The 12,629-nt window shown below is 39.7% G+C and carries 13 protein-coding genes; 2 read left to right on the top strand and 11 right to left on the bottom strand.

The genetic code is table 11. The features are described 5' to 3' along the window. Positions 1 to 21: 21 nt before the first annotated feature. From IEV27_RS00985 to IEV27_RS00975, 3 genes are all read right to left on the bottom strand, one after another. Positions 22 to 354 (bottom strand): LapA family protein, encoded by a 333-nt coding sequence (locus IEV27_RS00985; RefSeq protein WP_188375594.1) that lies wholly within the window; start codon positions 352 to 354, stop codon positions 22 to 24. Positions 355 to 457: 103 nt separating this feature from the next. Then, entirely contained in the window at positions 458 to 2,731 is a 2,274-nt protein-coding gene (secDF, locus tag IEV27_RS00980; RefSeq protein WP_188375593.1) for a protein translocase subunit SecDF, read from the bottom strand. Between the two features lie 115 nt (positions 2,732 to 2,846). Next, on the bottom strand, positions 2,847 to 3,146 hold the full coding sequence (locus tag IEV27_RS00975; protein WP_188375592.1) for a post-transcriptional regulator: 300 nt from the start codon (positions 3,144 to 3,146) through the stop codon (positions 2,847 to 2,849). Between the two features lie 125 nt (positions 3,147 to 3,271). Between IEV27_RS00975 and spoVB the strand changes: the two genes are divergently transcribed. Next, positions 3,272 to 4,825, top strand: a complete 1,554-nt coding sequence (gene spoVB / locus IEV27_RS00970; protein WP_188375591.1) for a stage V sporulation protein B — start codon at positions 3,272 to 3,274, stop codon at positions 4,823 to 4,825. A 19-nt stretch (positions 4,826 to 4,844) separates the two neighbouring features. Here spoVB and IEV27_RS00965 read toward each other — a convergent pair whose 3' ends face one another. From IEV27_RS00965 to IEV27_RS00955, 3 genes are all read right to left on the bottom strand, one after another. Then, positions 4,845 to 6,122, bottom strand: a complete 1,278-nt coding sequence (locus IEV27_RS00965) for a Zn-dependent hydrolase (protein WP_188375590.1) — start codon at positions 6,120 to 6,122, stop codon at positions 4,845 to 4,847. A gap of 206 nt (positions 6,123 to 6,328) precedes the next feature. Beyond that, entirely contained in the window at positions 6,329 to 6,976 is a 648-nt protein-coding gene (locus IEV27_RS00960) for a DUF421 domain-containing protein (protein WP_188375589.1), read from the bottom strand. A 57-nt stretch (positions 6,977 to 7,033) separates the two neighbouring features. Continuing rightward, entirely contained in the window at positions 7,034 to 8,323 is a 1,290-nt protein-coding gene (locus IEV27_RS00955) for an ArsB/NhaD family transporter (RefSeq protein WP_188375588.1), read from the bottom strand. Positions 8,324 to 8,447: 124 nt separating this feature from the next. Between IEV27_RS00955 and IEV27_RS00950 the strand changes: the two genes are divergently transcribed. After that, positions 8,448 to 8,828, top strand: a complete 381-nt coding sequence (locus tag IEV27_RS00950) for a TIGR04086 family membrane protein (RefSeq protein WP_188375587.1) — start codon at positions 8,448 to 8,450, stop codon at positions 8,826 to 8,828. A 111-nt stretch (positions 8,829 to 8,939) separates the two neighbouring features. On the opposite strand, the gene yajC is transcribed toward IEV27_RS00950, so the two are convergent. Genes yajC through ruvB form a run of 5 tightly spaced genes read right to left on the bottom strand, consistent with a single transcriptional unit; the run spans position 8,940 to position 12,629 of the window. After that, positions 8,940 to 9,203: a preprotein translocase subunit YajC gene (gene yajC / locus IEV27_RS00945; protein ID WP_188375586.1), complete on the bottom strand. Its 264-nt coding sequence runs from the start codon at positions 9,201 to 9,203 to the stop codon at positions 8,940 to 8,942. Between the two features lie 14 nt (positions 9,204 to 9,217). Next, positions 9,218 to 10,354, bottom strand: coding sequence for a tRNA guanosine(34) transglycosylase Tgt (gene tgt, locus IEV27_RS00940; RefSeq protein WP_188375585.1), 1,137 nt, complete (start codon positions 10,352 to 10,354; stop codon positions 9,218 to 9,220). A 30-nt stretch (positions 10,355 to 10,384) separates the two neighbouring features. Then, positions 10,385 to 11,410, bottom strand: coding sequence for a tRNA preQ1(34) S-adenosylmethionine ribosyltransferase-isomerase QueA (gene queA / locus IEV27_RS00935; protein ID WP_188375584.1), 1,026 nt, complete (start codon positions 11,408 to 11,410; stop codon positions 10,385 to 10,387). A 20-nt stretch (positions 11,411 to 11,430) separates the two neighbouring features. After that, on the bottom strand, positions 11,431 to 11,631 hold the full coding sequence (locus IEV27_RS00930; RefSeq protein ID WP_373868060.1) for a DUF2905 domain-containing protein: 201 nt from the start codon (positions 11,629 to 11,631) through the stop codon (positions 11,431 to 11,433). Then, a complete protein-coding gene (gene ruvB, locus IEV27_RS00925) occupies positions 11,628 to 12,629 on the bottom strand; it encodes a Holliday junction branch migration DNA helicase RuvB (protein ID WP_188375583.1) in 1,002 nt (333 codons plus the stop codon). Before ruvB ends, IEV27_RS00930 begins: the two co-directional genes overlap by 4 nt.

Below are 12,629 nucleotides of genomic sequence, written 5' to 3'. Positions count from 1 at the left end.
CATCAGGGGGAGCAAACACGATTATTTAGTACTCGATTCTTTGTCTTCATCTAATGAGTTAATTTTTTGTTTTTTTACATCACTTCGTTTTGGCGTGTTCGTCTTCTCAGCATGAGAGTTTGTTTGACTGCGTAAACTTTTATTCTCTCGTTTCAACTGATAAAACCTAACAGCCCCAACAGATGCTGTGATCAGTCCACCCATTAGTACAGAACCTAAAATAACTAATATTAAAGGTGCTTCACCTGTTCCAAAAAGGTAATTTACTTGGACGGATCCTACATTAATGACAGCAAAGATAGCGATTAAAATTGCAATTATAAGTGCAAAGATAAAATACGTTTGACCTTTCAATGACAAGTCCTCCTTTACTATGGCCTTCACTTAAAGTTATACCCTTTTTGGTAAAAAGGTAATCAAACAAAAAAGACCGCCATTAAACAGGCGGTCTTTCAGATTAAACTTGAGGTCCTCCAGTATTTTTCTTCTTCACGTATTCAATCGGTTTGTTTTTAATGTTCTTCCCTCTCCAAACCAACCATAATTGGGCTGCAATAAAGAGCGAAGAGTATGTTCCCGCAATAAGGCCGATCACTAAGGCAAATGCAAAGTTTGTGATAGACGAAGCTCCAAATATAAACAGCATAGCGGCAGCGAAAACAACGGTTAATACCGTGTTTAAACTTCTCGCCATCGTCTGGAGCAAACTGTCATTTACAACTTTAGCTAATTCCTTGAAAGATTTCACCTTTTTCTTAAATTTAAGATTCTCGCGGATTCGATCAAACGTTACGATCGTATCATTAACGGAATAACCCACAATGGTTAATATTGCCGCAATAATCGTAATATCAAATTCGAGTCTTGTAAGACTGAACAACGCTATAATAAAGAACGCATCGTGCAGTAAAGCAAGAATTGCTGTAATCGCAAAGAAGAGTTCAAACCTGAAGGTTACATAAATAATTATCCCAATGGAAGCATACAAGACAGCTAACGCCGCATTTTTCGCAAGCTCTTGCCCGACAATAGGTGAAACGGTACTCACGTTAGGGCTGCTGCCGTATTCCTCAGAAAAATAATTTTGAATTTCAGCTATTTTATCTTGTGAAAGTTCTGAGTCGAAGCGAGTAACGGCAATATCATTACTTTCACCAGAAAGTACAACTTGCTTTGGTGATACGTTTAACTCGTTTTCAAAAGCTTCCTCTACTTCTTCCGTAGTTATACTTTCATCAGCTAGAATTTCCACACGAGATCCACTAGTGAAATCAATACCTAAATTAAGCTTGAAAATTCCTAAAGCGATAGCCCCTGCTGCTAATAATGCTAACGACAGAGCAAAAAACCTCTTCCTGTACTTAATTAAGTCCAGTTTTCGGTTCATAAACTTAGGTTCCACTTCTTCTCCTTCTTCCAAGGAGTGGATTTGATCTTTCTTCACACCAAACCAACCTGGACGCTTTGTGAGAAAGCGGCTTTTCACCCAGAGACCAAGCAGCAATCTTGTTCCGTACACAGCCGTAACAAAGCTTACTAATATGCTAACAATTAACATCGTGGCGAATCCTTTAACCGAACTGGTTCCGAATATAAAGAGTACGGTAGCTGCAATAAGCGTGGTGATGTTCGCATCTAAAATCGTGGCTAAGGAACGCTTATTCCCTGACTTAAAGGCAGCCATAATCGATTTACCAGACTTAAGCTCCTCTTTTATCCGTTCATACGTAATAATATTCGCATCAACCGCCATACCTACCCCTAGAATTAATGCAGCAATTCCAGGTAGGGTAAGCACTCCGTTTAGAAGTTCAAATACGACTAAAATGAGATAAATATAGGCTGATAAGGTAATAACAGAGATAACACCTGGAAAACGATAGTAAAACAGCATATAAAGGAAAATTAAGGCGACTCCAATAAAGCCTGCATAAATCGTCTTTTGCATCGCTTGTTCTCCAAATTGCGCTCCTACGGAGGTTGAGTATGTCTCTTCAAGCTCAACAGGAAGGGAACCTGCATTTAAAATATCTGCCAATTGTTGAGCAGATTCTTGAGTGAAATCTCCTTCAATCTGAACCGTGTTGCTCCTGATGCCTTGACTTACTTGAGGAGCGGATACATACGCCGGATCCTCAGAGCCATACTCTTCTTCAAAAGCAATATCTTCATCATAGTCTAACCAAATAACAAGTAAATTCGGAGGATATGTAGCACCTTCGATAGGCTCCTTATTAGAAATCTCCTGTGTCACATCATAGAACTCTGAGGCACTTTTTACCTCTAATGTAACAATGGGAGCATTATTTTGGTCGTATGACTGCTGGGCACTGCCTTCCCTAATGTCACTACCATCCATGTATTCATTACCCTCTACATCACGGAATGACAGCTGCGCAGTGGTTGAAAGAAGTTCCCGAGCTTCTTGCTGATCTTGAACCCCTGCTAGTTGAACACGAATCCGATCTCCACTTTCTATAGAGATATTGGTTTCACTAATGCCTAAAACATCGACTCGTTCATATAAAGATTGAACGGTTGATTCCAATACTTGCTGGCTTACTTCTTGATCTTCATCAATCGTTTCGACATCATATAAAATTTCAAATCCACCTTGAAGATCTAAGCCAAGGTTTATATCTTTTGTTACTCCTGTTACCGTTGTGCCAATCGTAGCTGCTACTAATATAACGGCTAGAAAAAAGGCAACAATCCGCCCTCTTTTCACCATACCATTCTTTGCCTCCTTCTACTTTCAACGAACCATCTTATGTAAATTATCATACAAAACTCTATTTCCCTATACAATTTTACTACTTTTTTTATATTTAACAATCATAAAGTGGCTATTCAGCTTGTGAAGACCCATGCTCTAAAGCTTCTATTGATGCCATAAGATCGTCATTTTGATAAGCCTCCACCGTAATAAAGCTTACATACTGATTGTTACTAAGGTGAAATATATCTTGAACCACTTCATAAAGTCGTTTATGTGGATTGTTTTTCCATATTTTCTTCTGCATACACTGCCATACATCTTCCACACTAGCCTTTTTATAACCTATTAGTCTAAATTCGTTTGCCTTGCTTACAAGAACAGGCAAAATGGTTTCTTTCCATTGGCTGACGGGTTTCAATTCTTCCATGTCCTGGCACTCCTTTTAAAAAGTTGTGAAATAGGTTCGCTAAATCCTTGTCATGCCTTGTCCATCTCAATGCATATACTTCATTGTATATGAATTTTATTCCTTTGAGAAGGCGGATTCCCACGATGACAAAACAAACCTTTTTACACGGTGCCTTAATTTTAGTAGCTGCTGGACTCATCACCCGTCTGTTAGGTTTTATTAACCGCATCGTAGTTGCTAGAATTATGGGGGAAGAAGGAATGGGACTTTATATGATGGCCCTTCCCACTCTTATTTTAGTAACAACGATCACTCAGTTTGGGCTGCCTGTAGCGATCTCCAAACGGGTGTCTGAAGCAGAAGCAATAGGTGACGAATTACAAATTAAGCGAATATTGATTGTATCTCTTACCATTACTGGCAGCTTAAGTATCGTTTTTACAGCAGGATTATTTTTATTTGCACCGGTTGTAGCAAAATATTTCTTAACTGACGTTCGTGCGCTAGCCCCCTTGCTGGCAGTCACTCCTATTATACCAATCACTGCGGTTTCTGCTGTATTAAGAGGATATTTTCAAGGCCGCCAAAATATGAAACCTCAAGCCATCTCTCAAGTCATCGAGCAAATCGTTCGTATTACTACTGTGGCATTTTTAACAAAACTATTCTATCCATATGGCGTTCAGTACGCAGCCGCAGGGGCTATGATCGCTGTTATCATAGGTGAATTAGTCTCTCTTTTATATATGACGAGGCAATTTGCTATCCATAAAACATTTAAATGGAGAAAGGCATGGAAGAAACACATTCAGGAAGGAAAAAGAACTCTTCAACAATTAATGACGATTGCCCTTCCTACTTCTGGTAGTCGTTTAATAGGATCTCTTACTTATTTCTTTGAACCCATTCTTGTCGCACAAAGTTTAGCCATAGCTGGATTTACCGCAATAGAAACGACAAAACAATACGGGGGACTTACAGGTTATATTTTACCTTTGTTGTTTCTTCCTACATTTCTTACTCATGCCCTTGGCGTTTCACTCGTGCCTTCAATAAGTGAATCAGCTGCTAAAGATCAATACGGGACAATTAACTACCGCATATTACAAGCCATCAGGCTTTCTCTTGCTTCAGGCGGATTAATCACGGTTATTTACTTTCTATTTCCTGTTGCAACCTTATCCATTGTTTATGGTACGGACCAAGGAGGATTTCTTCTTCAATTTATGGCACCTTTTTTCTTGATGCATTATATTCAAACTCCTCTCCAGGCAAGCTTACAAGCTTTAGACTTAGCAAAAGCCGCCATGTGGAATACTTTAATTGGAGCAGCCATCAAATTTATAGTACTAGTTACTTTGAGTACACGCCCTGAGTTTGGAATTAATGGAGTGGCAATCGCTATGGTTGTAGGTGCTGTCATCGTGACCCTTCTCCATTTATTTGCTCTTATTCGAGCGACGAGTTTTGTTTTTCCTTTTAAAATGGTAGGCCGTTTTAGTTTAATATTACTTACAACTGGAGGTATTGGTTTCCTTTTACATGATCAAGGATTCTTTTCTTCCTCTCCATTATCGGAATTGTTATGTATTGGGGTTATTCTCACACTCGTTTATCTCTGTCTATTATTCAAGTTTAAGTTATTAACGAAAGATGAATGGAATTTGATCCCGTGGCACAAATTGAAAAAACAATAGCCAGAAGTCTTTTCTCTGGCTATTGTTTAGGATGATAAGGTAACTGTTCTAAACTATTCTTTAATACATGGATCGCTGTTACGCAATCATTTAAGGTTGTCCATTCTTCAGGATTATGACTTACTCCATTTTTACTTCGTGCAAAAAGCATTGCAACAGGGAAGCGTCGACCTATAATCATGGCATCATGAGCCGCACCACTCGGCAGTTCTAAAGCCTCTGAATTCATTTCTTTCAAAGAATTTATTAGTATCTGCTTAAGCTTTGGATCAACAGGTACTGGTTTTACCTTTGTTTTTACCGTTTGCTTTAGTAATACATTCTGCTTATCAGCTAAATGGCGAGCCTTTTCAATAATGCTATCGACTAACTTATTCCGATTCTCTTCATCGATATCACGAACATCTACATATAATTTAACTTCTTCAGGAATTACATTAACCCCATTTGGAAAAACATCTAATTTACCGACTGTGGCAACTGCGGTACCATTAGTCATGTTAGGGAGTTCATGGATAAGAGCACTCGCAGCTACTAATGCATCCTGTCGATCATTCATAGGCGTGTTTCCAGCATGAGCTGCTTCACCGATAAAACGGAGTTCAATCCACGAGGGGCCAGCTATCCCCGTCACAACTCCTACAGGATAATTCGCTCTCTCAAGCTGTTTTCCCTGCTCTATATGAACTTCTAAAAAGGCATAAATGTCCTCACGTTTTGCCTTATCGATTGTTTGTAATGATAAATCCACATGTTGCATAACCTCTTCAAAGCTTTTCCCCGCATGATCTTTTAATTGGGCTAAATGATCTTTATTCAATTCTCCGATAACAGCTTCGCTTCCTGTAAACCCTCTGCCAAAACGCGAGCCTTCTTCATCTGAAAATACCACCACCTCAAAAGGAAAAGGCGGTAGATACCCTTGCTCTTTCCAGCTTGAAGCTACTTCTAAAGCAGCTATAACACCTAATGTTCCGTCAAAATGGCCACCTTCAGGCACTGTATCAACGTGAGATCCTGTTAAGACGGCTGGTCCATTTTGAGTACCTAATCTACCGAAGACATTACCTGCTTCGTCCTCCTTTACTACTAAACCCGCTTCTTTCATCCAGCCCTTCACAAGCTCTTTCGCATTTTTTTCTTCCTTTGAATATCCAGGACGATTGGATCCCCTTTTCTCTGTCATTCCGACAACAGATAATTGGCAAAGCCTATCAGCCACACGTTCACCGCTTATCCCATTATTATCACATGAATAATCATAGGAAGATAAAAGCTTTCCTTTTAAATCAGTCATAGTACCACTCCTGTCTATCTACATTGGTCCATAATCAACCAAGTGAGCAATAAATAAGAAATATAATTGCTGAACCATATATTAAATTAAAAAATTTTAAAAAATAAAAACACATCCCTGGAGATTGTGTTTTTTCAAATTATAAATGAATTCTGAATATTATCAATAGAATATTTTTACATTCTCTTTTTATTTATACACATTTTTCACTTACGTTCATCTTCTTCGTCCATACAAATTTCACCATCTAAATTGATCGTGCATAATGAAATCTCCTCAACCGACCGATATCCTTTTTTCTCAATTTCATTCATTAGCCAGTCCTTATTTTTTTGTATCTCTTTTAAGCCGGCATATTGAACATTGCCGTCTTCAATAAGAACAACAGCATAGTCGGACGTCTCATTCTCTTTCTTTTTAAACACTGATAATTTACCAGAAGGCTCTAAAATGGCAAAATCGACGTCTCCTATATGTTGAATTTCTTGTTCCCTTAATTGGAGCAGCAAATCTGAGAAATTATAGCGCTGCCTTCTCATTTCTCGTTCATCTATTTTACCATGCTTAATCAATACAGAAGGCTTACCGTCAAACCAATCCCTGAATTTTTTACTTCTTAATGATAAAGCTGCACTTCCCCATTGAATGGATAAGAGAACAACCATAGGTACGATCGCTCGCCAAACCGAATCATCAGGCTTTTCAATTAAAAACACTGCAATTTCTGCCAGCATAATAAAAACAACTAAATCCATGACACTAAGCTCGCCAATTTCACGTTTTCCCATAAGTCTGAAGATAATTAAAATAGAAAAATAAGTTACCACCGTTCGAATAAGCAGTTCAAAAACCATAAATTCTCATCAGCCCTTCTTAAACTCTCATATTTAAGATGACCTATCCTAGAATTTCTATGATAAAAATGGCAGTAAATATCTTAAGAAAATGTAAACCGTACAAATACATAACGATAAGATAAGAATTGGTATGCCATATAGCGCAAATTTAAGAAACGGAATGGGTTCTTTGTAGCTCGCCGCAAGACCTGCTACTACTACATTTGCTGAGGCACCTATAAGCGTACCGTTTCCTCCTAAACAGGCACCTAAGGCTAAGGACCACCAAATAGGATCTACATTCATCATTCCATAGCCTTGAAGCTCTTGAACCACCGGGATCATAGCAGCAACAAATGGTATATTATCTACTACCCCAGAAAGAATCCCTGAGCTCCATAGCATCATCATAGAAGTGAACGGTAAATCTCCATCAGAGACCCATACCATGGCTCTGGCTAATTCATCAATCAATCCTACAGTTTGTAATCCCCCAACTAACATAAAGAGTCCCATAAAGAAGAATAGAGTAACCCATTCCACTTCTTGAAAAACGTGTTCCACGTCGAGAAGGTGATCAGTGGTAAATAGCAGCAATAACGCACCACTCACCGCTATTGTAGTGATATCCATGTGTATAAAGGGATGGAGCATAAACCCTGCGATGGTTAAAAAAAGAACAGATAGGGATCGCACCAATAGCTGATTCTTTTCTAAATGCTCATTCGCATCTTTTTTCATAAACTCTAGAGCGAGTTTTTCATTGTAATGCAATTTGTTCTTAAAAAGAAAAATAAGGATGATTAACGTTACAATGAAAACAATTAAGACGACTGGCCCCATATTATTAAGAAAAGATAAAAATGTAAAATGCTCTACGGCCTGTCCGATCATTATATTAGGTGGATCTCCTATTAGTGTCGCCGCTCCGCCTATATTAGAAGCAAATATCGTAGTAACAAGATAAGGAAAGGACGGTAATTGCAGTTGTTTTACTAAAGATAGGAGAACTGGGACAAATAAAAGAACGGTCGTCACATTATCAAGAAAAGCAGATCCTACTGCTGTAAACAAAGCTGAGACAATAAGAAGTGGGACTGGACGACCTTTCACTAACTGAGCAAGTCGAATAGCTACGTAAGTAAAGACCCCCGTCTTTTTCGTGATGGATACCAGGACCATCATCGAAAACAGCAAAGCAATCGTATCCCAATCAATAAACCCAAATGCTTCTTCCCATTCATAAACATTGCAAATAAGAAGAAGCACCCCTCCTGTTAATGCAACAGTAGCTCTGTTCCATTTCTCTACCATAAGCAAACAATAACTTATTAAGAAAATAATGATCGTAAGCAAAGTGGTCATAAATCTCCCCCATTAAACGTGCTTTTTTTATATCTATTCAAAAGCTCGTCTAAATATCTACTTCTATCTTTACAATGTTGTTGCATATAGTTATGAAGACAGGCTAAATAAGGGGGCAGAAGAAATGAAAGTTTTTTTGCAAGGGGTTCTTGGGTATGGGGTCGGTTCCATTTTCATTTTAATGATTCTATTCTCAGCGATTTTAGCCAGCTTGCTGCGATTTACCACTATGGATACAGACACCTTAAATCAAATTTCTTTAATAGCTGGCTTAACCATTCTTGCTTTTGGAGGGTTATTGGCAGCTTATAAAGGTCAGAAAAAAGGATGGCTGACAGGCCTGCTAACTGGACTCGTGTTTATTGTTATTATTATGTTGTTTCAAATTATCTTTGAGAACCGATTGGTTTCTGTTGCACAGTTGAGTTACTTTGGAGGGCTGCTTTTAGCTGCTTCGCTAGGTGGAATGATTGGAGTCAATATGCCAAACCGCAGTACGCAATAGTGGTAAATAGACAAATAAAAAACCCCATGCACACGGGGTTTTTCTAAAAAGTTCGTATGTAGATAAGCTGAGGTCTGCCTCATGTAAGGACAGACCTTACTCGCTTTATCCTTAGTCTTGGTTCAGCTTCTCTCTAACTGAAGAACGGTCAAATTTAAGCTGAGACCCATCCTGTACGCTAACGATTAACGTGCCTTCATCGATAGCGTGGATTGTACCATGCAGGCCTCCAATTGTAATAACTCTATCTCCCTTTTGCAACTCCGACTGCATATTTTGAACTTGCTTTTGTTTCTTTTGCTGTGGTCGGATTAGCAAGAAATAGAAAATGACAAACATTAAGATAATCGGTAATAACCCTAATAATGTGTCCATTCGTATCCCCCTTTCTAAAAGTTCTTTGCGTTTGGTTTGTTGAAACCATACTGTTCAAAGAATTCTTCTCTAAAGTCCCCGAGTCGATCTTCTCTAATGGCTTCACGAACTCGCCCCATTAATTTTAACAGAAAATGAAGGTTATGATAAGTAGTAAGCCTAAAACCAAACGTTTCATTCGCTTTTACTAGATGACGGATATAAGCTCGGCTATAATTGCGGCAAGTATGGCAATTACAATTTTCATCGATCGGGCGGAAATCACGAGCAAATTTAGCATTTCTCACGACTAATCTTCCTTCTGAAGTCATAAGTGTTCCATTCCGTGCTATCCTTGTCGGTAACACACAATCAAACATATCGATGCCTCTTAAAGAACCATCAATAAGAGAGTCTGGTGAACCTACTCCCATAAGATATCTTGGTTTGTGATCGGGAAGAAGCGGTGTTGTAAAATCAAGAACTCTATTCATCACGTCTTTTGGTTCGCCTACTGAGAGTCCTCCAATGGCATACCCAGGGAAATTCATGGACGTTAAGTCTTTTGCACTTTGTCGACGCAGTTCTTCATACTCTCCACCCTGCACAATACCAAATAGTCCTTGATCATTTGGACGGTTGTGACCTTCTAAACAACGTTCAGCCCAGCGGCTTGTCCGTTCAACCGATTTTTTCATATAATCATATTCCGCCGGATAAGGAGGACACTCATCAAAAGCCATCATAATATCTGCACCTAAAGAGTTTTGAATGCGCATTGCTTTCTCCGGGGATAGGAACAACTTCTCTCCACTAATGTGGTTTCTAAAATGCACACCTTCTTCTTCAATTTGTCTTAGATCACTCAAACTGAAGACTTGAAAGCCACCAGAATCAGTAAGGATCGACCCGTTCCAGTTCATAAATTTATGAAGGCCGCCTGCTTCCTCTACAATGTCCTCTCCAGGTCTCAGCCAAAGGTGGTACGTATTCGATAAAATAATTTGTGCACCCATTTGTTCTAATTCCTCAGGGCTCATCGTCTTAACGGTAGCCAGCGTTCCAACAGGCATAAACATTGGTGTTTCAAAGGACCCGTGAGGGGTGTGAACTCGTCCAAGTCTCGCTCCCGTCTGTTTACATGTTTTTATTAATTCATAAGTAATTGCCATGTTTTCGTTCCTTTCTTACAAGCCATTTCATTAAAAAATAAACATTGCATCGCCAAAACTGAAAAACCTGTACCGTTCATCTACCGCTTTTTGATAAGCTTCAAGTATAAAGTCTCGCCCAGCAAAAGCACTGACAAGCATAATCAAGGTGGATTTTGGTAAATGAAAGTTTGTAATTAGTCCATCAATCGCCTGCAATTGATAAGGTGGATAAATAAAAATATCTGTCCAGCCACTGGCTTCCTTAAACGTCCCATGATCACGTACGATTGTCTCTAACGTCCGTGTAGACGTGGTTCCGACAGAAATAATCCGCCCATTGTTTTTCTTGATTTCATTTAGTTTGTTTGCTGATTCATCACTTAACTGGTAAAACTCAGCATGCATCTCGTGTTCCTCAACCGTATCAACACTCACTGGGCGGAACGTTCCAAGCCCCACATGCAATGTTAAATAGACAATTTCCACCCCTTTACTTTCAAGCTCTTCAAGCAGCTCATTCGTAAAGTGCAAGCCTGCTGTAGGGGCTGCTGCAGACCCTTCCTCTTTTGCATAAACCGTCTGATACCTCTCCTGATCTGATATCTGCTCTTTTATATATGGAGGAAGCGGCATCTCTCCTAAAGATTCCAATACTTCGAGAAAGATCCCGTCATAAGAAAATTGGACTTTTCGTCCTCCATGTTCTTGAATTTCTGTGCATTCAGCAACAAGCTGCCCATCTCCAAAAACAATACGAGAGCCTTGTTTTACTTTTTTTGCCGGCTTTACAAGCACTTCCCATTCATCGCCTGCTGTTTGATGCAGCAGTAAAACTTCAACTTTTCCACCAGTATCCTCTTTGGCACCGTATAGCCGCGCTGGCAGAACACGAGTGTCATTAAGAACAAGACAATCTCCTTTTTGAAGATAATTTGTGATGTCCGCAAAACGTTGGTGCTCGATATTCTTTTTTTCACGATTAAGCACCATAAGCCTGGAAGAAGCTCGATCCTTCAAAGGAACTTGAGCAATTAATTCCTCTGGTAAATGAAAATCATATGCATTAATATCCATGTGAAACTCCTATTCTTGCTCTATCGCATTTTACTAATCAAATAAAAAATCAGTGTTAATACAACACTTGCTATAATTGAAGTCATAATTGGAAAATATACGGTCACTGGACCTTTCTTAAAACTAAAGTCACCAGGCAGTTTGCCAAACAAACTCCAAATTAAACCGATGACAATAAATACAACCCCTATTACAATAAAGATTTTACCCATGCCCGTCAAGAGCTCGGCACCTCCCGGTTAAAGTGTGCGTAAGCTTTAGGTGTAACCACCCGCCCCCGCGGGGTACGCTGAATGAAACCAGTTTGCAATAGAAATGGTTCGTATACATCCTCGATGGTTTGAGGTTCTTCTCCGATGGTAGCAGAAATAGTATCAAGGCCGACAGGACCACCCCTAAAACTATCGATAATGGCTAAAAGAAACTTATGATCAATATGGTCTAAGCCTTCTCCATCCACTTGAAGCATTTTTAAAGCTGTTTGGGTCGTATCATTCGAGATAACCGATTCTCCTCGTACTTGCGCAATGTCACGCACTCGCTTAAGCAAGCGATTCGCGATCCTCGGTGTTCCTCTCGAGCGACGAGCCACTTCGGAAGCTGCTTCCTTATCAATCCCAATATGAAAGATATCTGCTGTTCTTTCTACAATGGCGCAGAGAGCCTTAGTATCATAATAGTCTAATCGGCTATGAACACCAAAACGGTCTCTTAATGGTGCGGAGAGAAGCCCTGCTCGAGTAGTGGCACCGACTAAAGTAAATGGCGGCAAATCAAGTCTTACAGACCGAGCACTCGGACCCGTACCTACTACAATGTCTAAGCAAAAGTCCTCCATCGCCGGGTATAAAATCTCTTCAACTGAACGCGGCAACCGATGAATTTCATCAATAAAGAGAACGTCTCCCGCCTCTAGGGAGGAGAGAATAGCAGCTAAATCACCCGCACGTTCGATCGCTGGGCCGGCTGTTGTTCTAAATTGGACATTCATTTCATTCGCAATAATCGAAGCCAGGGTCGTTTTACCCAAGCCAGGCGGTCCATACAAAAGCGTATGATCTAAAGGTTCTTCGCGCATCTTAGCTGCTTCAATAAAAATGTGTAAATTCTCTTTTGTTTTATCTTGCCCAATATATTGACGCAGCCACTCAGGACGTAAACTCAGCTCTATATCCCGTTCCGTCTCTTGTTGTTCTCCAGAGATCATCCGGTCTTCCAT

Origin of the sequence: Halobacillus andaensis, from assembly GCF_014636475.1 — a bacterium.
Lineage (GTDB): Bacteria > Bacillota > Bacilli > Bacillales > Halobacillaceae > Halobacillus_A > Halobacillus_A andaensis.
Note: the sequence above shows the minus strand (reverse complement) of the source record. Positions and strands in the feature narration are given on the sequence as shown.